Annotated in this window: 21 protein-coding genes, 1 other RNA gene and 1 pseudogene; 10 read left to right on the top strand and 13 right to left on the bottom strand. The window is 59.2% G+C overall.

Going from position 1 to position 20,964, the window contains the following annotated elements:
• Positions 1-20: 20 nt before the first annotated feature.
• Together lepB and lepA are read right to left on the bottom strand one after the other, a co-directional pair.
• Positions 21-998 (bottom strand): signal peptidase I, encoded by a 978-nt coding sequence (gene lepB, locus ACJ8IL_RS14575; RefSeq protein WP_015378805.1) that lies wholly within the window; start codon positions 996-998, stop codon positions 21-23.
• A gap of 32 nt (positions 999-1,030) precedes the next feature.
• Positions 1,031-2,830 carry a translation elongation factor 4 gene (gene lepA / locus ACJ8IL_RS14570; RefSeq protein WP_025303945.1) on the bottom strand — a complete coding sequence of 600 codons (1,800 nt, stop codon included), beginning with the start codon at positions 2,828-2,830 and terminating at the stop codon, positions 1,031-1,033.
• Between the two features lie 519 nt (positions 2,831-3,349).
• Between lepA and ACJ8IL_RS14565 the strand changes: the two genes are divergently transcribed.
• A complete protein-coding gene (locus ACJ8IL_RS14565; protein WP_025303946.1) occupies positions 3,350-4,186 on the top strand; it encodes a hypothetical protein in 837 nt (278 codons plus the stop codon).
• Here the strand turns inward: ACJ8IL_RS14565 and rseC are convergent.
• The 4 genes from rseC to rpoE are packed head-to-tail and all read right to left on the bottom strand — an operon-like array spanning position 4,183 to position 6,874.
• Entirely contained in the window at positions 4,183-4,659 is a 477-nt protein-coding gene (rseC, locus tag ACJ8IL_RS14560; RefSeq protein ID WP_025303947.1) for a SoxR-reducing system protein RseC, read from the bottom strand. The genes ACJ8IL_RS14565 and rseC overlap by 4 nt on opposite strands.
• Positions 4,659-5,615, bottom strand: coding sequence for a sigma-E factor regulatory protein RseB (rseB, locus tag ACJ8IL_RS14555; RefSeq protein WP_141967088.1), 957 nt, complete (start codon positions 5,613-5,615; stop codon positions 4,659-4,661). Before rseB ends, rseC begins: the two co-directional genes overlap by 1 nt.
• The gene (gene rseA, locus ACJ8IL_RS14550; RefSeq protein ID WP_016929795.1) at positions 5,615-6,268 is read right to left on the bottom strand and encodes an anti-sigma-E factor RseA; all 654 of its coding nucleotides are present in this window, start codon (positions 6,266-6,268) and stop codon (positions 5,615-5,617) included. Before rseA ends, rseB begins: the two co-directional genes overlap by 1 nt.
• Before the next feature lie 30 nt (positions 6,269-6,298).
• Entirely contained in the window at positions 6,299-6,874 is a 576-nt protein-coding gene (gene rpoE / locus ACJ8IL_RS14545) for an RNA polymerase sigma factor RpoE (protein ID WP_004929136.1), read from the bottom strand.
• Between the two features lie 214 nt (positions 6,875-7,088).
• Between rpoE and nadB the strand changes: the two genes are divergently transcribed.
• A complete protein-coding gene (gene nadB / locus ACJ8IL_RS14540; RefSeq protein ID WP_442516625.1) occupies positions 7,089-8,690 on the top strand; it encodes an L-aspartate oxidase in 1,602 nt (533 codons plus the stop codon).
• Positions 8,691-8,728: 38 nt separating this feature from the next.
• Here nadB and trmN read toward each other — a convergent pair whose 3' ends face one another.
• Positions 8,729-9,508 carry a tRNA(1)(Val) (adenine(37)-N(6))-methyltransferase TrmN gene (gene trmN, locus ACJ8IL_RS14535; protein WP_025303950.1) on the bottom strand — a complete coding sequence of 260 codons (780 nt, stop codon included), beginning with the start codon at positions 9,506-9,508 and terminating at the stop codon, positions 8,729-8,731.
• 99 nt (positions 9,509-9,607) lie between these two features.
• On the opposite strand from trmN, the gene srmB reads away from it, so the two are divergent.
• Positions 9,608-10,930 (top strand): ATP-dependent RNA helicase SrmB, encoded by a 1,323-nt coding sequence (gene srmB, locus ACJ8IL_RS14530; RefSeq protein WP_025303951.1) that lies wholly within the window; start codon positions 9,608-9,610, stop codon positions 10,928-10,930.
• A gap of 52 nt (positions 10,931-10,982) precedes the next feature.
• On the opposite strand, the gene ACJ8IL_RS14525 is transcribed toward srmB, so the two are convergent.
• The 3 genes from ACJ8IL_RS14525 to grcA all read right to left on the bottom strand — a co-directional run bounded on the left by ACJ8IL_RS14525 (position 10,983) and on the right by grcA (position 13,260).
• On the bottom strand, positions 10,983-11,738 hold the full coding sequence (locus ACJ8IL_RS14525) for an ankyrin repeat domain-containing protein (RefSeq protein ID WP_049209574.1): 756 nt from the start codon (positions 11,736-11,738) through the stop codon (positions 10,983-10,985).
• A complete protein-coding gene (locus ACJ8IL_RS14520; protein WP_442516624.1) occupies positions 11,731-12,693 on the bottom strand; it encodes a phospholipase in 963 nt (320 codons plus the stop codon). Before ACJ8IL_RS14520 ends, ACJ8IL_RS14525 begins: the two co-directional genes overlap by 8 nt.
• Positions 12,694-12,876: 183 nt before the next feature.
• Positions 12,877-13,260 carry an autonomous glycyl radical cofactor GrcA gene (grcA, locus tag ACJ8IL_RS14515; protein WP_004929114.1) on the bottom strand — a complete coding sequence of 128 codons (384 nt, stop codon included), beginning with the start codon at positions 13,258-13,260 and terminating at the stop codon, positions 12,877-12,879.
• Positions 13,261-13,606: 346 nt separating this feature from the next.
• On the opposite strand from grcA, the gene ung reads away from it, so the two are divergent.
• Positions 13,607-14,290, top strand: coding sequence for a uracil-DNA glycosylase (ung, locus tag ACJ8IL_RS14510; RefSeq protein ID WP_033635636.1), 684 nt, complete (start codon positions 13,607-13,609; stop codon positions 14,288-14,290).
• 56 nt (positions 14,291-14,346) lie between these two features.
• Here the strand turns inward: ung and grpE are convergent, their stop codons facing one another.
• Positions 14,347-14,931 (bottom strand): nucleotide exchange factor GrpE, encoded by a 585-nt coding sequence (grpE, locus tag ACJ8IL_RS14505; protein WP_025303955.1) that lies wholly within the window; start codon positions 14,929-14,931, stop codon positions 14,347-14,349.
• A 125-nt stretch (positions 14,932-15,056) separates the two neighbouring features.
• Here grpE and nadK point away from each other — a divergent pair, with 125 nt between their 5' ends.
• From nadK to bamE, 3 genes are all read left to right on the top strand, one after another.
• On the top strand, positions 15,057-15,935 hold the full coding sequence (gene nadK, locus ACJ8IL_RS14500) for an NAD(+) kinase (RefSeq protein WP_049209576.1): 879 nt from the start codon (positions 15,057-15,059) through the stop codon (positions 15,933-15,935).
• A gap of 86 nt (positions 15,936-16,021) precedes the next feature.
• Entirely contained in the window at positions 16,022-17,683 is a 1,662-nt protein-coding gene (recN, locus tag ACJ8IL_RS14495; protein ID WP_049204928.1) for a DNA repair protein RecN, read from the top strand.
• Between the two features lie 240 nt (positions 17,684-17,923).
• Positions 17,924-18,262, top strand: a complete 339-nt coding sequence (gene bamE / locus ACJ8IL_RS14490) for an outer membrane protein assembly factor BamE (RefSeq protein WP_004929101.1) — start codon at positions 17,924-17,926, stop codon at positions 18,260-18,262.
• Positions 18,263-18,380: 118 nt separating this feature from the next.
• On the opposite strand, the gene ACJ8IL_RS14485 is transcribed toward bamE, so the two are convergent.
• Both ACJ8IL_RS14485 and ACJ8IL_RS14480 read right to left on the bottom strand, forming a co-directional pair.
• A complete protein-coding gene (locus ACJ8IL_RS14485; protein WP_049204931.1) occupies positions 18,381-18,665 on the bottom strand; it encodes an RnfH family protein in 285 nt (94 codons plus the stop codon).
• Positions 18,658-19,092: a type II toxin-antitoxin system RatA family toxin gene (locus ACJ8IL_RS14480; RefSeq protein ID WP_033648948.1), complete on the bottom strand. Its 435-nt coding sequence runs from the start codon at positions 19,090-19,092 to the stop codon at positions 18,658-18,660. Before ACJ8IL_RS14480 ends, ACJ8IL_RS14485 begins: the two co-directional genes overlap by 8 nt.
• Positions 19,093-19,253: 161 nt before the next feature.
• Between ACJ8IL_RS14480 and smpB the strand changes: the two genes are divergently transcribed.
• The 3 genes and pseudogenes from smpB to ACJ8IL_RS14465 all read left to right on the top strand — a co-directional run.
• Positions 19,254-19,736: an SsrA-binding protein SmpB gene (smpB, locus tag ACJ8IL_RS14475; RefSeq protein WP_016929804.1), complete on the top strand. Its 483-nt coding sequence runs from the start codon at positions 19,254-19,256 to the stop codon at positions 19,734-19,736.
• 49 nt (positions 19,737-19,785) lie between these two features.
• Positions 19,786-20,149, top strand: a transfer-messenger RNA (tmRNA) gene (gene ssrA, locus ACJ8IL_RS14470).
• 231 nt (positions 20,150-20,380) lie between these two features.
• Positions 20,381-20,944: pseudogene (locus tag ACJ8IL_RS14465) on the top strand (IS3 family transposase); the annotation flags it as partial.
• Positions 20,945-20,964: the final 20 nt, after the last annotated feature.

The following is a 20,964-nucleotide window of genomic DNA, read 5'->3' as shown; positions in this document are numbered from 1 at the left end:
AACAGGGAATCAGTCAGCGATTAATGAATACCGCCGATCCGGCTGAAACGCACGCCGGTAGGCCACTCACCTTCCTGTTTTTCAAAGCTCATCCAGATGGCCGTGGCTTTACCCACCAGATTCTTCTCCGGCACAAAGCCCCAGTAACGGCTGTCCGCGCTGTTATCGCGGTTGTCGCCCATCATGAAGTAATGCCCGGCCGGCACCACCCACTCCGCCAGCGGTTTACCCGGCTGTTGGTAGTAAGCGCCCACCCGATCCTGCGCGTCCGGCACGGTCAGGATGCGATGCGTGACGTTGCCGAGGCTTTCCTGGCGCTCACGCATGCGAATGCCGCCCGACGGCACGTTGTCGTTCAGCGGGATCTGGTAGAAGCCGTTGCTGGCCTCGCCCATGCCGCTACGGCTGAACAGCTGCACGAAGTCGCTCGGCTGCGCGTCGGCGTAGGTCACCGCCAACGCGGTATCGCAGGACTGCCCGCTGTTGCAGGACGGCTGCACCGTAACGCGCTTATTCACCGGATCGTAAGTAATTCGATCGCCCGGCAGGCCAATCACGCGCTTGATATAATCGAGCTTCGGATCCAGCGGATATTTAAATACCGCAATATCGCCGCGCTTCGGATGGCCGGTTTCAATGAGCGTGGTCTGGGTAATCGGATCTTTAATGCCGTAGGCATATTTCTCCACCAGAATGAAATCGCCAATCAACAGCGTCGGCATCATTGAGCCGGACGGGATCTGGAACGGTTCGTAAATAAACGAACGCACCACAAAGACCAGCAACAGCACCGGGAACACCGATGCGCCAGTCTCTACCCAACCAGGCTGCTTCGCCACTTTCGCCAGCGTTTTATCGTCTACGGCGCCCGCGGTCTGCTCGTTGACCGCCGCGATCTTCGCGCGGCGGGCCGGCGCCCATTTAAAGCGCTCGAAGCACCAGATGATCCCGGTGACCAGGGTGGCCAACGCCAGGATCAGGGCAAACATATTCGCCATGCAAACTCCCTCGTTTCGCGAACTCGTCGCGGTTACTTGCCGTCTTTACCGACGTGCAGAATGGCCAGGAACGCTTCCTGCGGCAGCTCGACGTTGCCGACCTGCTTCATGCGTTTCTTACCGTCTTTCTGTTTCTGCAGCAGCTTTTTCTTACGGCTGACGTCACCGCCGTAGCATTTCGCCAGCACGTTTTTACGCAATTGCTTCACGGTGGAACGCGCGATGATGTGCGTGCCGATCGCCGCCTGAATCGCGATGTCGAACTGCTGACGCGGGATCAGCTCTTTCATCTTCTCCACCAGCTCACGGCCGCGGTACTGCGAATTATCGCGGTGGGTGATCAGCGCCAGCGCATCCACGCGCTCGTTGTTGATCAGCACGTCCACGCGCACCATGTCGGAGGCCTGGAAACGCTTGAAGTTGTAATCCAGCGACGCATAACCGCGCGACGTGGACTTCAGGCGGTCGAAGAAGTCGAGCACCACTTCCGCCATCGGGATTTCATAGGTCAGCGCCACCTGGTTGCCGTGGTAGACCATGTTGGTCTGCACGCCGCGCTTCTCAACGCACAGGGTGATGACGTTGCCCAGGTATTCCTGCGGCATCAGCATGTGACATTCGGCGATCGGCTCGCGCAGTTCCTGGATGTTGTTCAGCGGCGGCAGCTTGGACGGGCTGTCGACGTAGATCACTTCTTTGCCAGTGGTTTCCACTTCGTAGACTACCGTCGGCGCGGTGGTGATCAGATCCAGATCGTATTCACGCTCCAGACGCTCCTGAATGATCTCCATGTGCAGCAGACCGAGGAAGCCGCAGCGGAAGCCGAAGCCCAACGCGGTGGAGCTTTCCGGCTCGTAGAACAGGGACGCGTCGTTAAGGCTCAGCTTGCCCAGCGCATCACGGAAAGATTCATAGTCGTCGGAGCTGATCGGGAACAGACCGGCGTACACCTGCGGCTTCACTTTCTTGAAGCCCGGCAGCGCTTTATCCGCCGGCTGACGCGCCTGCGTCAGGGTATCGCCCACCGGCGCGCCGAGGATATCTTTGATCGCACAGACCAGCCAGCCCACTTCGCCGCAGTTCAGCACATCGCGATCGACCTGCTTCGGCGTGAAGATACCCAAACGATCGGCGTTATACACCTGGCCGGTGCTCATGACCTTGATCTTGTCGCCCTTGCGCAGCGTGCCGTTCTTGACGCGCACCAGAGACACGACGCCCAGGTAGTTATCGAACCAGGAGTCGATGATCAACGCCTGCAGCGGCGCATCCGGATCGCCCTGCGGCGCAGGAATGTCGCGCACCAGACGCTCCAGTACCTCAGGCACACCGACGCCGGTTTTGGCCGAGCAGCGCACCGCATCGGTAGCGTCGATGCCGACGATGTCTTCAATTTCCTGCGCGGCGCGATCCGGATCGGCGGCCGGCAGGTCGATTTTGTTCAACACCGGCACCACTTCCAGATCCATTTCGATCGCGGTGTAGCAGTTGGCCAGCGTCTGGGCTTCTACGCCCTGACCGGCGTCCACCACCAGCAGCGCGCCTTCGCAGGCCGCCAGCGAGCGGGAGACTTCATAGGAGAAGTCAACGTGGCCAGGGGTGTCGATAAAGTTAAGCTGATAGGTCTGCCCATCCAGCGCTTTATAATCCAGCGTTACGCTCTGCGCCTTGATGGTGATGCCGCGCTCGCGCTCCAGATCCATGGAATCGAGCACCTGCGCAGCCATTTCACGGTCGGACAAGCCACCGCAGATTTGGATAATGCGGTCAGACAGCGTCGACTTACCGTGGTCAATATGGGCAATAATGGAGAAATTTCGTATATGCTTCATTATAAAAGTTTTTCTGCCTTGGTATTTCTGAATTACTCGCCTATAGAAACCCGCATGGACCTAAAGCGACAGTGAATGGGTGAGGCCGTCTTGCACCTGAATCGCTGCATTCTACATGCCACACCACTGAAAACCTAGCGATCGGTGCAGTGAAGGCATTCTATTATGCGCCGCTAAATGTTACAGGTCGCCCCGGCGGGTGAAAACAGATGTTAACGCGGACGATACAGCCTGAACCCGAGGCTTGCCGGTGCTCCGTGGCCATCAAACTCCGGTGCTAATACATAACCGGCCGCAGCGCAATAAACCCCTTCTGAAATTATCGAAAAAGAATATTTGGATCAACCTCTTAGAATTCGATTTTGCCCCCCATCCTTTAGGAAAAACCCCATATACGCCACCACCGTCCCTCGGATAGAAAGGGCGTGAACTCCGCGACAAAACATTATTCCGGGCACTACATCGGCAGCCCACCGGGGTTCACCAGCATATCTGCGTACGTTGATTGGAAGGTGCATTATGATCGATAAAGGGCAAATGCTGAGCCGGCACGATTTTTCGAAGGTCAACTGGGGCATTCTGGCAGCGGCGGCGCTGCTGTTTAGCGTGGGGGCGGCGCTGTTGGTGCTGCCGCTGCTGAGCAGCATTGACGAGAGCGAGGTCATCACGCTGTTGCAGGCCGGCGCGGGCACGATTTTACTCGGCTGTACGCTGCTGGCGCTGCGGCATTATCTGCGTCCGACGCTGACCTATCGCCTGTACGAGCACGGCGTGCGGGTCTTTGACGACCACCATCACAAAGAGCGTTTCATCCCGTTTGAGAAGATCGGTGATATCTATCGCTTTCGCGGCGGCAAGGCTTTTGGCGGGCTGTTTGACGTCACGGCGTTTCGCACCGGCGCAGATCAGCCCTGGTGCACGGTTTTCAGCAATATCGCCCATTCGTGGCGGTTGGCGGACGTGATCGTCGACCAACAGCTGCAACAGCGCGGGCCGCTGGCGTTGAATGCGCTCTATCAAGGGGAGACGGTGTCGTTTCACACCGTTGAGGGCGACGCGCGCTGGCTGTGGCAGCTGCTGCTCGGCAAGCGGCAAGGCACGCCGACCGAAACGCTGCGGCTGAGCGCCACCTTGCTGACGACTGAACGGGGAAACGTGCCGATCGAGCAGATCCGCACCTTGGAAAACCATCCGCAGCGCGGCATCCGCTTGCTCGACGGCCAGGGAAATCTGCTGTTCGCGATTAACTACGATTCGCTGCTCAGCGCCGATCTGTTCATCGCGCTGTTGGAGCATATGATCCACAACCGCATCACCGCCTATCACAACCCGGCGATGACGCGACCGTCGGTTTAAATCAGCGGGGAGTTTTCCGCCTGCATGCGCATCGCGGTAGGCGGCAACCCAATCTGCAGCACCACCGGCTGGTAATCGGCCTGCTCACCCAGACGTCGAGCCAAGCGGCGCGCCAGCATAAAGGCCGCCCCGCCGCCCAGTACGGCGCCGACTGCCGCCGAGGCGTCGCTGCCGAAACAATATTGCAGCAACGTGCCGCCCAACATCATGCCCAGCAGCGGCGTCAGGTAAACCAGCATGGCGGAGCGCAGCAGGCTGCCTTCCGCGATGCCGACCTCGACGCGCTGCCCCGGTTCGAGCGGCTGCTCGATATGCACCTGCAGCTGATGCTCGGTTTCCGGCACCAGCTCGTTCAGCGCACGCGCGCCACAGCCGGAGCGCGCGGTGCAGCTGCCGCAGCCGGCCTTGGGTTCACAGCGCAGCAGCGCTACGCCCTGTTGCCACGAAACCACCGTGGCCCACTCTTTCATCATTACGGCGATACCTTGAAAGAAATGCTGTCGGCGATGCGCTTGGCCGTCGCCGGCGGCAATTCGCCCACAATCGTGATTTCGTTGCCCGCGCGCACTTCGGTCTGAATGGTGCGGCGCCCCTGACGGTAGTACTGCTGCCCGGCTCCGCTGCCCGCTGGGCTGACGTTGACCGAGAAGCTGAACAGGCCGTCGCTGTAGAGCCGGGATTCAACCGGCACGGCGACATTCGGCAATTTGCGGCGATTGCGCGCCACCTCGTCCACGCCGGCCGGCAACCAGCCGGTGCTCCAGCTCAGCTGGACGTTTTCCACCGCCGGCAGCGACAGCAGCGGCGGCAGGTTGGCTTTGAGCAGCCCCTGCATCGCGCCCTGCACGTCGGCGCCGACCGCGAAGGAGATCACCCGATATTGCTCCAGCGTTTCGCCGTCGCGATCGAGCAAATCCACCCGCAGCGGCAGCTTGGTGTCTTCGTCCATCCAGACGATGTAACTGTAGCGGGAACCGTCGCGCGCCACTACGCGCAGCACTTCACACGGCCGATCGGCGATGCGGGTGCTGCCCACGGAGATGAAGTCGTAATACTTGGCCAGACGAGTGAAATCGGCATAGACGATCGCCGGCAGCGCATCGACGATGTGATCGCCGGTGAGCGTGAACGGTTCCAGACCGGGTTCGAAGTAGCTGATCCCGCCGCCGCGCTGCAACACTTCGCGACGCGGGCCATCCATATGCAGCAGCTGGCCGAGCGGCACGTTGCCGATCACCGCATGGCGATAGCGCAACGACTCGATTCCCTGCTTGCTGATGCTGATGTAGGCGAGCTCGTAATTGAGAGAACGGCTGGCGCTGCTCATCTGTTGCAATAACGCCCCGGACGCAGTTGGCTGCGCCGGGGCGATGCTGGAATAGAGCAGGCTGCCCGTCAATAAACAAACGGAGAACCAGATTGGCTTCATTACTGCTGTTGCATTCCTAAAGACTGAGTTCCGGGAACCTGAATGGCAGCCTGTTGTGGGTTGCCTTGCTCAAGCTGCAGCTGATCCGAATGCAGGCGACGTTGCAGCTCATAGTCCTGCAGCATGGCGTTGATACGCTTACGCTGTTCCTGCACCTGCTGCTGTTGACCGCTGCCGGTAGAGAAACTGTCGGCAGGCACGCCCAGGCTGACCGGCGAGGCCTGGCCCATGATCGGCAGCGTAGTGAAGGCCGGCGATTCGGACGCGTTCGATGGCGCAGAAGGCTGGTTGTACTGCTGCACGCCGACGATCACCGCCAGAGACACGCAGGCCGCCATACCGATTTGCGTAATCTGGCTCGCCCAAGGACGCACTTTGTCCCAGAACGGCATTTTCTGCCAGGTGTGAGGCTGCGGCTGAGATTCCTGAACGGCGGAAGGTACCAGCCGGGCGGGTTCTTTCTCAAGTGCAGCGGCTACGCGATCGGCGATGTCGAGATGCATCACTTGTCCGACATCACCTCGCAGTGTGTCACGTATCAGGTGATAGCTCTGCCAGCTTTGTTGAAGCGTTCGATCTTGCGACAGAGAACTCAACAGCTCGCTGTCGAACGATTCACCATCCATCAGAGCGGAAAGCTTTTCTTTCTGCATGCCTAAGTACCCTTCCTGTGCCCGCCATTGCTAACGCTGGATCAGCGGTTGAACTTTATTATCGATAGCTTCCCGGGCGCGGAAAATACGCGAACGTACGGTTCCGACCGGGCAATCCATGATGGCGGCTATCTCTTCGTAGCTTAGACCATCCAACTCCCGCAAGGTAATCGCCATGCGAAGATCCTCAGGGAGAGACTCAATGGTACGGAAAACTATCTGTCTCAGCTCTTCTGACAACATTAAGTTCTCAGGGTTCGAAATTTCTTTCAGTGCGCCCGCACTTTCGTAATTTTCCGCATCGTTGGCGTCCACATCACTGGATGGCGGACGGCGCCCCTGAGCAACCAGATAATTCTTTGCCGTGTTCACGGCGATTCGATACAACCAGGTATAAAAAGCGCTGTCGCCACGGAACGATTCCAGTGCGCGATAGGCCTTGATAAACGACTCCTGCACCACATCGGGCACATCGCCCTGCGGCACATAGCGGGAAACGAGACTCGCCACCTTATGCTGATAGCGCACTACCAGTAGGTTAAACGACTTCTGATCGCCCTTTTGGACCCGCTCGACCAGAACTTGATCCGTTAACTGCTCGCTCATCCGAGGTAAACTCTCCCCAAATCCGTCTCCACGCGTAAAATTGTACTGCCAGCCATACATTATTTTCCTGAGCAAGCACTCGCTTGGAGTTCATATAGAACACGAAGTTCCATATCGCCATTGTTTTTTCTGTTGATGTCACCCTATCCGTGGCTTTTGCCCGGACAGTTAGGCTAACATGAAATTCACTCTTCTTCTGCACACATCATACGTTATGCAACCATCATCTGAACATGTTAGCGATGTCCTGATCGTCGGCAGCGGCGCTGCGGGCCTGTCACTGGCGCTGCGCCTGGCGCAGCATTGTAAGGTTACCGTTCTCAGCAAGGGGCCGCTCAGCGAGGGGGCCACCTTTTACGCCCAGGGCGGGATCGCCGCGGTGTTCGATGAGACGGACAGCATTGCCTCACACGTTGATGACACTTTGATTGCCGGTGCCGGCCTGTGTGACAAAGAGGCCGTCGAATTCATCGCCGGCAACGCGCGCCACTGCGTGCAGTGGCTGATCGATCAGGGCGTGCTGTTCGACACCGAGATCAACGCGCAGGGCGAGGCGCATTATCACCTCACGCGCGAAGGCGGCCACAGCCATCGCCGCATCCTGCACGCCGCGGACGCGACCGGTAAGGAAGTAGAGACCACGCTGGTGGGGAAAGCAAGCGCTCACCCCAATATTTGCGTGATGGAGCGCCGCAACGCGGTTGACCTTATCACCTCGAATAAAATCGGCCTGCCGGGCACCCGCCGAGTCGTGGGCGCTTACGTCTGGAACCGCGAGCTGGAGCGGGTGGAAACCTACCGCGCCAAAACGGTGGTGCTGGCGACCGGCGGCGCGGCCAAGGTGTATCAATACACCACCAACCCCGATATCTCCTCCGGCGACGGCATCGCCATGGCCTGGCGCGCCGGCTGCCGGGTCGCCAACCTGGAGTTCAACCAGTTCCACCCGACCTGCCTGTTCCATCCGCAGGCGCGCAACTTTTTGCTGACCGAAGCGCTGCGCGGCGAAGGGGCTTACCTGAAGCGCCCGGACGACAGCCGCTTTATGCCGGATGTCGACCCGCGCGGCGAACTGGCCCCGCGCGATATCGTCGCCCGCGCCATCGACCATGAAATGAAGCGCCTGGGTGCCGACTGCATGTATCTGGATATCAGCCACAAGCCGGCGGAATTCATCACCCAGCACTTCCCGATGATCCACGAGAAGCTGCTGACGCTGGGCTTCGATCTGACTCGGCAACCGATCCCCATCGTCCCGGCGGCGCACTACACCTGCGGCGGCGTGATGGTCGATCAGCACGGCCGCACCGATCTCGACGGGCTGTACGCCATCGGCGAAGTCAGCTATACCGGCCTGCACGGCGCCAACCGCATGGCGTCGAATTCGCTGCTGGAGTGCCTGGTGTACGGTTGGTCGGCAGCGGAAGACATTCTGCAGCGCCTGCCATTCATCCAGCAGGCCAAACAGGTGCCGCACTGGGATGAAAGCCGGGTGGATGATGCGGACGAACGGGTGGTGATTCAGCACAACTGGCACGAGCTGCGGCTGTTCATGTGGGATTACGTCGGCATCGTGCGCACCACCAAGCGGCTGGAGCGCGCCCTGCGCCGCATCAACACGCTGCAGGCGGAAATCGACGAGTACTACGCGCACTTCCGCATCTCCAACAACCTGCTGGAGCTGCGCAATCTGGTGCAGGTGGCCGAGCTTATCGTGCGCAGCGCCATGGCGCGCAAAGAGAGCCGCGGCCTGCACTACACGCTGGACTACCCGGATTTGCTGCCGGAAGCGCTGCCGACCATTTTGCAGCCTTAAACTCTGCGACAGGGCGCCTTATCGGCGCCCTTTTCTTTTCAGTAGAACAGGTAGAAGTCGGTGATCAATCGGCGGAAATCGTCGGTGTAGCTGCCATCGGCCTGTTTGATCGCCAGCGCCTGCGCCTGCAGCGGCGTTTCCCGCCGTGTCAGCGCCAGCAACACCCGGTGCAGCGGCGTATCGGCCCGGTCGCTGACGTTCACTTTCACCGCCGTATGCCAGCCGCTTTGCAGCGCCAGGCGTTCGAATTCGGCGCCAACGTCGTGCGGCAGCACCACGCAGAACGTCCCCTGTTCCGCCAGCAGCTGCGCCGCGCAGGCCAACAGCGCGCCGTGCGTCAGGGTTTCGGTGTAGCGCGCGTTGTGGCGCGCCTGGTCGCGGCAGGCCACCGCCGGCTCGAAATACGGCGGATTACTGACGATCAGATCATATTCAGCGGCATGCCGCTGCGCATAATGATGAATATCCTGCGCATGCACGCGGATGCGCTGTGGCCACGGCGATTCCGCCGCGTTTTCGCGCGCCTGGCCGGCGGCGGCTTCATCCAGTTCCACCGCGTCGATGGTCACTTCGTCGCCGCTGCGCTGCGCCAGCATCAACGCGATCAGCCCGCTGCCGCAGCCGATGTCCAGCACCCGGCGCGCCTGCCCCAGCGGTGCCCAGGCGCCGAGCAGCACCCCGTCGGTGCCCACTTTCATGGCGCAACGATCGTGGGCGACAAAGAATTGTTTAAAGGTAAAACCCCCGCGGCGCGGGGTAAAATCGGCTTTCGATCGCTTGCTCACACTCACCACCTGGCTATAAAACTGGCGTAGCATAAGGCAATCTGATCGGCGGGAAAAGAGCGGCTTTCCGCTTAAATAGGTGAAGATCGCGGCCAACCCGTCTATAATCGGCGCCCCAAGTAGAGGTAGACCATGACAGCAACCACTTTTTCCGAACTCGAACTCGATGACCGCCTGATCGACGCGCTGCGCGACAAAGGCTACGATCGCCCCACCGCCATTCAGGCCGCAGCGATCCCGCCGGCGATGGACGGGCGCGACGTCTTAGGTTCGGCTCCGACCGGCACCGGCAAAACCGCCGCCTTCCTGCTGCCCGTTTTGCAGCACCTGCTGGACTTTCCACGCAAAAAATCCGGCCCGCCGCGCGTGCTGATCCTGACGCCAACGCGTGAACTGGCGATGCAGGTCGCCGACCAGGCGCGTGAATTGGCTGCTCATACCTCGCTGGATATCGCCACCATCACCGGCGGCGTCGCTTACATGAACCACGCGGAAGTGTTCAGCGAAAACCAGGACGTGGTGGTCGCCACCACCGGCCGCTTGCTGCAATACATTAAAGAAGAGAACTTCGACTGCCGCGCGGTGGAAACCCTGATCCTCGACGAAGCCGACCGCATGCTCGACATGGGCTTCGCGCAGGACATCGAAACCATCTCCGCCGAAACCCGCTGGCGCAACCAGACGCTGCTGTTCTCCGCCACGCTGGAAGGCGAAGCGATCCGCGAATTCGCCGAGCGCATCCTGAAAGAGCCGGTGGAAGTGGAGGCCGATCCGTCGCGCCGCGAACGCAAAAAGATCCTGCAGTGGTACTACCGCGCCGATGACGTGCAGCACAAAACCGCGCTGCTAATCCACCTGCTGCAGCAGCCAGACGTGCAGAAATCGGTGATCTTCGTGCGCAAGCGCGAGCGCGTGCATGAGCTGGCCACCTGGCTGCGCGAAGCGGGCATCAACACCTGCTATCTCGAAGGCGAAATGGTGCAGGCCAAACGCAACGAGGCGGTCAAACGCATGATGGATGGCCGGGTTAACGTGCTGGTCGCCACCGACGTTGCCGCACGTGGCCTGGATATCCTCGATATCACCCACGTGTTCAACTTCGACATGCCGCGCACGGCGGATACCTACCTGCACCGCATCGGGCGTACCGGCCGCGCCGGGCGCAAAGGCACCGCCATTTCGCTGGTGGAAGCGCACGACCATCTGCTGCTGGGCAAAGTGGGCCGTTACCTGAACGAGCCGCTGAAAGCGCGCGTGATCGACGAACTGCGGCCGAAAACCAAGGTGCCGAACGAGAAGAGCAACGGTAAACCGTCGAAGAAAGTGCTGGCCAAGCGCGCGGAAGACAAGGCGAAGAACAAAGAAAAGGCCAAGGTGAAAGTGCGCCATCGCGACGCCAAAAACGTCGGCAAACGCCGTCAGGCGAAGGCCAAACCGGCCGGCGACGCGGAATAACCACCGCTGCCTAAGAAAAAACCGCCTGTACAGGCGGTTTTTTTATGGGCGTTTACTGCTGCGCGTAGTGCGTGGCCAGACGGTGCCCCTGCAGCCATTTATCCAGTTCGCGGAACTGCGCCTTCAGCTCGTCATTCTGCAAATGCGCCGGCGTTTGCGAGAAGTAAAACTGGAACACGACGCCCTGCTGGTTGCGTGCCCGGGCATCGGCCCCGGCCTGCAACAGCAGCAGCGCCAGGTGCGGCGCGTTAATCTTCGCCGCCAGATGCAGCGGAGTATCCCCCAGCCGATCGCTCAACGTGGTGTCCGCTCCGGCCGCCAGCAACAGCCGCAGTTGCTCTTCGCGCCCGGCCAGCACCGCCGCCGCAAGCGGCGTGGCGCCGGTAACGGCATTACGCACGTTCACCTGTGCCCCTTCGGCCAGCAACAGCCGCAGGTACTGCGCATCTTGCAACATCGCCGCGGTGTGCAACGCGCTGTTGCCGTCCAGCCCCGCTGCCGCCGGGTCTGCCCCGAGCGCCAGCAACGCCTGCACGCTACCCGGCTGCTGCGAAAGCACCGCCCACTGCAACAGCGTGACCTGCCGATCGCCCCGTTCGCGCAAGCGATCCTGCGTGGCCTGCGCACGGATACCCTGCGTATCGCCACGCGCCACCGCCTGAGCCAGCGCCAGATTGCTGCGGCCGTCAAACGGCGAAATCTCCTGCCCCATCTGTTGCTCCTTAGCCATCATCAGTAAACCGGTCACCGCGACCAGCGCCAGTAAGGCTATCGCCAGCGCCCGCCGCAAGCGACGCCCTTCAGGCATTGGCCTTCGCCTCCCACGGCTTTTGTTCCGCCATCGAGCTTATCACCTTGTCGATGCCGTGCGCCGTCAGGCTGCGATCCAGATGCTTGCTCGGCCGCCAGTCATCGATACCGGTCAGGGTATCGTTGTTGGCCAAGGTGATGTTATGGCCGATGGCGTCCGGGATCAGCGAAGTCGACTCCTGGGTGCTGGTCAGCATGTCATATTGCTCGCTGTAGCGGCGAATGCCGCCGGCTTCGGCATCTTTCTTCGCCGCCGCCGGATCGATACCCAGGCGATTCAGGGTGTAATTCGAAACCCCAGCCGCGTTGAAGGTGACCGCGACGGTACCGGTCGCCAGCGCAGCCGTGGCCGCCAGGCCACCGCCAAGCGAATGACCGGCGATCACCAGCGCATCGCCAAAGGCCGCCTTGGCGCTTTTGGCAGCGGCAACCGCCTGATTGTACTGCACATCGTCATAGCCCGTCGCCTGCCGCACGTTGCTCAGCCAGTCGCGCCAGTCGTTGGTGCCGGCGAACGCCAACACATACTGTTTGTCGTTGCTGTAAACCCCGGCCTGGAAACCGCTGCCCGCGTCGTGCAGGCTGGCGGGATCGATGCCAAAACCGAGCAGTGCGCTGTCGCTCAGGCGATTGAACCCGGCAGCGCCCTGGCCGTTCAGTGAATAAACGTCCTTGGCCAACAGCGCCAACGCATAATCACCTTCCTGCGATTGTTGCCCCCGTGTCACGCCCGGCGCTGCCGCCGCTGTAGGGGCCGTCGCGGAGATATCGCCGACCAGCGTATTCAACAGGTTCTGCGCATTGAGCGTGTTCTGAGAAGGGGTGGCCACCGGCGCTGGATTTGCCGGCGCTGCCGCAGGCTGCGCCGCCGTCGCCGTCTCGGCAGCGGCGCGAGGTGTAGGGATCGCGGCCACCGGGGATACTGCAGAGGTAAAACTTAAAGGCATACTCATGCCGACTCCTTGTCGATAGACTTTTCATTGAGCACCTGAATAGGTACTGATTTAGCTATCGGCAGGTCGGATGAGTTCTGTATTAGAAATGCTTATCTTTGTACAGAATGTGATCCGCGTTCGGTTTTCGGCCACCAAACGCAGAAAAGGGAGCCGAAGCTCCCTGATTGACTGCGCCGCAAATTACAGGCTTTCGGTAAAGGTGCGGGCGATAACGTCGCGCTGCTGTTCCGGCGTCAGAGAGTTGAAGCGTACCGCATAACCGGACACGCGGATGGTCAGCTGCGGGTATTTTTCCGGGTGCTTGACCGCGTCTTCCAGGGTTTCGCGACGCAGCACGTTGACGTTCAGGTGCTGACCGCCTTCCACGCGCACGGTCGGCTGCATTTCCAGCGGCACTTCACGGTATTCGATCTGGCCCAGGTCGCTGACTGCGACAACCTGATCTTCCGCATAGTTGGCCTTGGCGCACACGCAGCGAGCTTCCGCTTTTTCATCATCCAGCAGCCAGAAAGAATTCACCAGCGCCTGGTCGTTCGCTTTGGTAATTTGAATACCGGTAATCATTATGTTGCCTCCGTACAAGGGCGTAAAAATTCACGTCGTGAGAAAACCCAATTCTGGTTTCGGCCATTTGGTAAAACCATTGTTGTCTTGTTGTTCTGTATACCAGCCTGACCGGGCCAGTTCCTTGATTAAAGTCAATTTTTACCGGGTAGGCACAGGGCATGAAGGGGCAAATTTATGTTTTATATCAATTTTCCCACTGTGGCAAAACCCAATTATTTTTGTAAATTTTCAAAAATAATTGCATTACGCGTGACAGTGAGAAATGAAAAGCGGGTTTCGCTGCGCGTGCCGAAACGGTAAGCTATAGCCCATGAATTGCTAAAGAAAACAAAGGAGAGCGTTTATGGCCACCTCCCTCACCTGGCATGACGTGATCGGCAAAGAGAAAGAGCAGCCCTATTTTGTTGAAACGCTCGCCTTTGTTGCCGCTGAGCGCCAGGCCGGTAAGACCATTTATCCACCGCAGAAGGACGTGTTCAACGCTTTCCGCTATACCGAGCTGGCGGACGTCAAGGTCGTCATTCTCGGCCAGGATCCGTATCACGGCCCCAATCAGGCGCACGGCCTCTCTTTCTCGGTGCGCCCCGGCGTGCCGGCGCCGCCGTCGCTGGTGAACATGTATAAAGAGCTGGCGACCGACATTCCCGGCTTCGAACGCCCGGATCACGGCTACCTGCAAAGCTGGGCTGAACAGGGGGTGCTGCTGCTCAACACCGTGCTGACGGTGGAAGGCGGCCGCGCGCACTCGCACGCCAACCTGGGCTGGGAAACCTTTACCGATAAGGTGATCGCCGCCCTGAATGAGAACCGCGAAGGCGTGGTGTTCCTGCTGTGGGGCTCGCACGCGCAGAAGAAAGGCAACTTTATCGACCGCAACCGCCACCATGTGCTGAAGGCGCCGCACCCGTCACCGCTCTCCGCGCACCGCGGTTTCCTCGGCTGCCGCCACTTCTCGCAGGCCAATCAGCTGCTGGAGCAGCAAGGGCTCACGCCGATCGACTGGATGCCGCGCCTGCCGCAGGCATAGTCCAGAGACAAAAAAGGCACCCTCGGGTGCCTTTCTTTATGCCGTTGCCGGGGCGATTACGCCTTGGCTTTGGAGACCGCGACCATCGCCGGACGCAGCAGGCGACCGTTCAGCGTATAACCTTTCTGCATCACCATCATCACGTGGTTCGGCTGGTGATCGGCGGATTCCATCATGCTCATCGCCTGATGCACTTCCGGGTTGAACGGCACGTTGACGTCGCCGACGATTTCGATGCCATACTTGCGCACCACGTCCAGCAGCGATTTCAGCGTCAGCTCGATGCCTTCGATCATCGCGGCCAGTTCCGGGTTGTTTTTATCCGCCAGATCCAGCGCGCGCTCCAGGTTGTCGATCACCGGCAGCAGATCGCCGGAGAATTTCTCCAGGGCGAATTTGTGCGCTTTCTCGACGTCCAGTTCGGCGCGGCGGCGGATGTTTTCCGCTTCCGCTTTGGCGCGCAGCAGGCTGTCGCGCTCGTGCTGCTGCGCTTCCGCCAGTTGGGCTTCCAGTTCGGCGATACGCGCATCGCGCAGATCGACGCCTTCCGCCGCTTCCGGCAGCGTATCATCGTGATGAGCGTGTTGTTCCATTTCTTCCGAGACTTGCTCGTTTGGCGTCTTCTGTTCTTTACTACTCATGAATATCTCCGCGTTTTAGCATTAATCTCGCAACTTGGCTTATTATGGGGATCAAAACCGGGGTTTCAAGTCAACCGGTCACAATGTGGGGCATAAACGGGTCCCGGTGAGGAAAATCACAACAAATGAATAAAAAATTCGCCTGTATTGGCATTGTTGGCCACCCGCGTCACCCTTCAGCGCTGGCAACCCACGAGATGTTGTTCCACTGGCTGGTCGCCCGCGGCTATTCGGTGATGATCGAACGCCAAATCGCCCATGATTTGGGGCTGAAAGACGCCGTGACCGGCAGCCTGGCGGATATCGGCCAGCGGGCCGATCTGGCGGTGGTGGTTGGCGGCGACGGCAACATGCTCGGCGCTGCGCGCGTGCTGGCGCGCTACGACATCAAGGTGATCGGGGTCAACCGCGGCAACCTCGGCTTCCTCACCGACCTCGATCCCGACAACGCCCTGCAGCAGCTGGCGGACGTGCTGGAAGGCGAATACATCGACGAACAGCGTTTCCTGCTGGAAACCATCGTGCATAAAGAGCACCAGCAGTGCCGCATCAGCACCGCCATCAACGAAGTGGTGCTGCACCCTGGCAAAGTGGCACACATGATCGAATTCGAGGTGTACATCGACGATCGCTTCGCCTTCTCGCAGCGCTCCGACGGCCTGATCATCGCCACGCCGACCGGCTCCACCGCCTACTCGCTCTCCGCCGGCGGGCCGATCCTCACCCCGTCGCTGGAGGCGATCGCGCTGGTGCCTATGTTCCCGCACACCCTTTCCGCCCGGCCGCTGGTGATCAACGGCGACAGCACCATCCGCCTGAAATTCTCGCAGATCGGCAGCGATCTGGAGATCAGCTGCGACAGCCAGATCGCGCTGCCTATCCAGGAAGGCGAAGAAGTGCTGATCCGCCGCAGCGATTTCCACCTGAATCTGATTCACCCGAAGGACTACAGCTATTTCAACACGTTAAGCACCAAGCTGGGCTGGTCGAAAAAATTGTTCTAAAATCTGCGCCGGCCACTTTACTGTATATAAAACCAGTTTATACTGTATTAAATTACAGTTATGTGTTTATACACAGGAAGGTTCCCATGCTGGCGCAATTAACCATCAGCAACTTTGCTATCGTTCGTGAGTTGGAAATCGATTTTCAACCGGGTATGACGGCGATCACCGGTGAAACCGGCGCCGGCAAATCCATCGCCATCGATGCGCTGGGGCTGTGCCTCGGCAACCGCGCTGACGGCAACGTGGTGCGCCTGGGAGCCGCCCGCGCCGACCTCTGCGCCCGCTTCTCGCTGGCGGACACCCCGTCTGCGCGCGAGTGGCTGGAGCAAAACCAGTTGGACGACAGCAACGAATGCCTGCTGCGCCGCGTGATCAACGCCGACGGCCGTTCACGCGGCTTTATCAACGGCACCGCCGTGCCGCTGTCGCAGCTGCGCGAGCTGGGGCAACGCCTGATCCAAATCCACGGCCAACACGCCCATCAGCTGCTGCTCAAGCCGGAGCACCAAAAAGCGCTGCTCGACGCCTACGCCGACGAACCCGCCCTGCTGGCGGCGATGAGCCAGGCCTACCAACGCTGGCACCAGAGCTGCCGCGAGCTGGCGCATCATCAGCAGCAGTCCATCGAGCGCGAAGCGCGCAAGCAGCTGCTGCAATACCAGTTGAAAGAGCTGAACGAATTCGCGCCGCAGGCCGGCGAGTTCGAACAGACTGACGCCGAGTACAAGCGCCTGGCCAACAGCGGCCAGCTGCTGACCCTCAGCCAGCAGACGCTGCAGCTGCTGGCCGACAGCGACGAGAACAACATGCTCAGCCAGCTCTACAGCGCCAAACACCTGCTGCTTGAGCTAGCCGGGCTGGACGACAAGCTCAGCGGCCTGCTGGACATGCTGGAAGAGGCTTCTATCCAGATCAGCGAAGCCAGCGACGAGCTGCGCCACTACGCCGATCGCATGGATCTCGATCCCAACCGCCTGCACGAGCTGGAACAGCGCCTGTCGCGCCAAATCAGCCTGGCGCGCAAACACCAGGTCGCGCCGGAAGAGCTGCCGCAGCTGCATCAGCAGTTGCTGGATGAACAGCAGCTGCTTTCACAGCAGGAAAGCGATCATGAGCACCTGAACGAGGCGGTCACCCAGCATCATCAGCAGGCGCTGGCGCTGGCGGAAGAGCTGCACCAGAAACGCCTGCACTACGCGGCCGAGCTGACCACGCTCATCACCGACAGCATGCAGGCGCTCTCCATGCCGCACGGCAAATTCAACATCGACGTGCGCTTCGAACCGCAGCATCTGAGCGCCGAAGGGGCCAGCCGCACCGAGTTCTGCGTCTCCACCAACCCGGGGCAGCCGCTGCAACCGCTGGCGAAGGTCGCCTCCGGCGGTGAGCTGTCGCGCATCGCGCTGGCCATTCAGGTGATCACCGCCCGCAAGATGGAAACCCCGGCGCTGATCTTCGATGAGGTGGACGTGGGCATCAGCGGCCCGACCGCCGCCATCGTCGGCCGTCTGCTGCGCCAGCTCGGCGAATCCACCCAGGTGATGTGCGTGACTCACCTGCCGCAGGTGGCCGGATGCGGGCATCAGCACCTGTTCGTCAGCAAGCAGACCGACGGCACGGTCACCGAAACCCAGATGGCGCCGCTGGATAAACGCGCCCGGCTGCAGGAGCTGGCGCGCCTGCTCGGTGGCAGCGAAGTCACCCGCAATACGTTGGCGAACGCCAAAGAACTGCTGGCGGCATAAAAAAGCTCAACTTTTTCACTTTCCTGCGGTCTGACAGTGACGCTGTTGACCCGAAATATATCTAAAGTGCGGCGCGGCGGTGATCTTAAGCCTCCTCAACGGCCCGAAACAGGTCAAGCGCTTGAGGTGCTAAAGGAAAGCCAATGCGTCGCAACGTGAAAGATGAAGGGTATAAAGGTTTCCAACTGCCGCAAGGTCTATTATCATCGGCATCCTATGCCCTAAAGGAATGTGATTACTATGCGCTGTAAAACGCTGACTGCCGCCGCTGTAGTTCTTGTGATGCTGACTGCAGGCTGTTCTACTTTTGAAAAGGTGGTTTATCGTCCTGACATCAACCAGGGGAACTACCTGACGTCGACCGACGTGGCGAAAATTCAGAAAGGGATGACCCAACAACAGGTCGCTTACACATTGGGTACCCCAATGCTGCAAGACCCGTTCGGAACTCAGACGTGGTTCTATGTGTTCCGCCAGCAGCCTGGCCATGAAGATATCACCCAGCAGACGCTGACGCTGACCTTCGACAGCGCAGGCGTGTTGACCGATATCCAGAACAAACCGGCGCTGACCAAGTAATCGGCGCCGCCCGCTCTTCCGGCCCATGAGGGGGCATGGTGTTCCTCATGACAGTCGCAGGCTGCAACGCGGAAGAGAAAATCAGTTTCAGATAAAAAAATAAGGCGCTATAAGCGCCTTATTTTTTTGCCTTTTCTGCCCGTTGCCGGCGCAGCTCTTTCGGATCGGCGATCAGCGGCCGGTAAATCTCCACCCGGTCGCCATCGTTCAGCCTATCGCCCAGCTTGGCCGGGCGGCTGTAGATGCCGATTTTATTGCTTTTAAGATCGATATCCTGGCGCAGCTCCAGCAGGCCCGAAGCCTGGATCGCCTGCTCGACGCTGCTGCCTTCGGCCAGCTTCACCTTGCGCAGGTACTGCCGCTCCGGCAAGGCGTACACCACCTCGACCTGGATGTCAGACACTGTAGACCTCTTTCGCCCGCTGGGTGAATGCCTGCACCATGTTGCCCGCCAGCTCTTTGAATACCTTGCCGAACGCCAACTCAATCAGTTTGTTGGTGAACTCGAAGTCCAGGTGCAGCTCCACCTTGCAGGCCTCTTCGCTCAGCGGCGTGAACTGCCAGCCGCCCATCAGCTTGCGGAACGGGCCATCGACCAGCTGCATATTGATGCTCTGGTTATCCAGTAGCGTATTGCGCGTGGTGAAAGTCTTGCTGATACCGGCCTTGGCGACGTCCACCGCGGCGGTCATCTCGTTGGAGGTAGCATTAAGCACCCGGCTGCCGGTGCAGCCTGGCAGAAAATCGGGGTAAGAATGAACATCGTTAACCAACTGATACATCTGCTCGGCGCTGAACGGCACTAATGCAGACCGACTGATCTGGGGCATATCATTTCCTGTAAGACATAAAACGTACAGATAATACCATTTATCTGGCGGCAAACAAAAAATCTGCTACGGGATGAGGGAACCAAAAATGCGAAAAATTGCGCAGGTGCTGAACGGGAAAGGATTTCTTTCGCTGAAGCATCCAGTATAATGAACGCACTATGACAAAGAAAAAAGCACACAAACCCGGTTCCGCCACCATTGCCCAAAACAAGCGCGCGCGTTTCGAATACTTCATTGAAGAAGAGTTCGAGGCGGGCCTGTCGCTGCAAGGGTGGGAAGTTAAATCGCTGCGTGCAGGCAAAGCCAACCTCAGCGACAGCTACGTGACGTTCCGTGACGGTGAAGCCTATCTGTTTGGCGCCACCATCACCCCGCTCAACGTGGCTTCGTCGCATGTGGTGTGCGATCCGACGCGTACCCGTAAACTGCTGCTGAACCGACGCGAGCTGGACACCCTGCTCGGCCGCGTCAACCGCGACGGTTACACCGTGGTGGCCTTGTCCCTGTATTGGAAAAATGCCTGGAGCAAGATCAAGATCGGCGTAGCCAAAGGCAAGAAAGAGCACGACAAACGCGATGACATCAAAGATCGCGAATGGCAGACGGCGAAAGCCCGTATCATGAAGCACGCCAATCGTTAAGCCGCTGGCTTATCGAGGTAAACTTCTGGTATACTACACAAAGTTACTTGGGGCTGATTCTGGATTCGACGGGATTTGCGAAGCCCTAGGAGCATGCCGAGGGGCGGTTGGCCTCGTAAAAAGCCGCAAAAAAATAGTCGCAAACGACGAAAACTACGCTTTAGCAGCTTAATACCCTGCTTAGAGCCCTCTCTCCCTAGCCTCCGCTCTTAGGACGGGGATCAAGAGAGGTCAAACCCAAAAGAGATCGCGTGGACGTCCTGCCTGGGGCTGAAGCGTTAAACTCAATCAGGCTAGTCTGTCAGTAGCGTGTCCATCCGCAGCTGGCCGGCGAATGTAAAGATTGGACTAAGCATGTAGTGCCGACGGTGTAGTAATTTCGGACGGGGGTTCAAATCCCCCCAGCTCCACCAAAATTCTCCATCGGTGATTACCAGAGTCATTCGATGAAGTCCTAAGAGCCCGCACGGCGCAAGCCCTGCGGGCTTTTTTGTGCCCTCAATTTGTCCTGCAAAGTCCGAAGAAAACTAATTAAATCCGAACCTTTTAGGCACATTGTTAGGCACCTCATAAATCTATATTGTTTTTGAGGTGCCTAAAACTATGGAAACCCGGCAATGGCAAGACAAACCTCTCTCCGTTATGAGCACATTGCCATCCCGAATCATCTTGAACGACAGTTCGCCGTAACGGAGCCAAACCAGGTGTGGTGCGGTGATGTGACCTATATCTGGACTGGTAAGCGCTGGGCGTACCTCGCAGTTGTTCTCGATCTGTTCGCAAGAAAACCAGTGGGCTGGGCAATGTCGTTCTCGTCGGGCAGCCGACTCACCATGAAAGCGCTGGAAATGGCATGGGAAACGCGTGGTAAGCCCGTCGGAGTGGTGTTCCACAGCGATCAAGGCAGTCATTATACGAGCAGGCAGTTCCGGCAATTACTGTGGAAATACCGGATCAAGCAGAGTATGAGTCGGCGTGGAAACTGCTGGGATAACAGCCCAATGGAGCGCTTCTTCAGGAGTCTGAAGAACGAATGGGTGCCGGTGACGGGCTATGTAAGCTTCAGCGATGCAGTTCACGCAATAACGGACTATATCGTTAGATATTACAGCGTACTAAGACCGCACGAATATAATGGTGGGTTACCACCAAACGAATCGGAAAACCGATACTGGAAAAACTCTGACGCGGTAGCCAGTTTTTGTTGACCACTTCAAACCCACCAGTT

Source organism: Serratia sp. CY47444, from assembly GCF_052168635.1.
Taxonomy (GTDB): Bacteria; Pseudomonadota; Gammaproteobacteria; order Enterobacterales; family Enterobacteriaceae; genus Serratia; species Serratia bockelmannii.
This window is presented reverse-complemented; position numbering and strand designations above follow the sequence as displayed.

Bases quoted from the DNA above. Each gene is read 5' to 3' on its own strand.
- recN (WP_049204928.1), top strand. From the start codon at position 16,022: ATGCTGGCGCAATTAACCATCAGCAACTTTGCTATCGTTCGTGAGTTG.
- ung (WP_033635636.1), top strand. From the start codon at position 13,607: ATGGCCACCTCCCTCACCTGGCATGACGTGATCGGCAAAGAGAAAGAG.
- srmB (WP_025303951.1), top strand. From the start codon at position 9,608: ATGACAGCAACCACTTTTTCCGAACTCGAACTCGATGACCGCCTGATC.
- rseC (WP_025303947.1), bottom strand. From the start codon at position 4,659: ATGATGAAAGAGTGGGCCACGGTGGTTTCGTGGCAACAGGGCGTAGCG.
- nadB (WP_442516625.1), top strand. From the start codon at position 7,089: ATGCAACCATCATCTGAACATGTTAGCGATGTCCTGATCGTCGGCAGC.
- lepB (WP_015378805.1), bottom strand. From the start codon at position 998: ATGGCGAATATGTTTGCCCTGATCCTGGCGTTGGCCACCCTGGTCACC.
- lepA (WP_025303945.1), bottom strand. From the start codon at position 2,830: ATGAAGCATATACGAAATTTCTCCATTATTGCCCATATTGACCACGGT.
- grpE (WP_025303955.1), bottom strand. From the start codon at position 14,931: ATGAGTAGTAAAGAACAGAAGACGCCAAACGAGCAAGTCTCGGAAGAA.
- rseB (WP_141967088.1), bottom strand. From the start codon at position 5,615: ATGAAGCCAATCTGGTTCTCCGTTTGTTTATTGACGGGCAGCCTGCTC.
- nadK (WP_049209576.1), top strand. From the start codon at position 15,057: ATGAATAAAAAATTCGCCTGTATTGGCATTGTTGGCCACCCGCGTCAC.
- ACJ8IL_RS14480 (WP_033648948.1), bottom strand. From the start codon at position 19,092: ATGCCCCAGATCAGTCGGTCTGCATTAGTGCCGTTCAGCGCCGAGCAG.
- ACJ8IL_RS14520 (WP_442516624.1), bottom strand. From the start codon at position 12,693: ATGAGTATGCCTTTAAGTTTTACCTCTGCAGTATCCCCGGTGGCCGCG.
- rseA (WP_016929795.1), bottom strand. From the start codon at position 6,268: ATGCAGAAAGAAAAGCTTTCCGCTCTGATGGATGGTGAATCGTTCGAC.
- smpB (WP_016929804.1), top strand. From the start codon at position 19,254: ATGACAAAGAAAAAAGCACACAAACCCGGTTCCGCCACCATTGCCCAA.
- trmN (WP_025303950.1), bottom strand. From the start codon at position 9,508: ATGCTACGCCAGTTTTATAGCCAGGTGGTGAGTGTGAGCAAGCGATCG.
- bamE (WP_004929101.1), top strand. From the start codon at position 17,924: ATGCGCTGTAAAACGCTGACTGCCGCCGCTGTAGTTCTTGTGATGCTG.
- ACJ8IL_RS14565 (WP_025303946.1), top strand. From the start codon at position 3,350: ATGATCGATAAAGGGCAAATGCTGAGCCGGCACGATTTTTCGAAGGTC.
- ACJ8IL_RS14525 (WP_049209574.1), bottom strand. From the start codon at position 11,738: ATGCCTGAAGGGCGTCGCTTGCGGCGGGCGCTGGCGATAGCCTTACTG.
- rpoE (WP_004929136.1), bottom strand. From the start codon at position 6,874: ATGAGCGAGCAGTTAACGGATCAAGTTCTGGTCGAGCGGGTCCAAAAG.
- grcA (WP_004929114.1), bottom strand. From the start codon at position 13,260: ATGATTACCGGTATTCAAATTACCAAAGCGAACGACCAGGCGCTGGTG.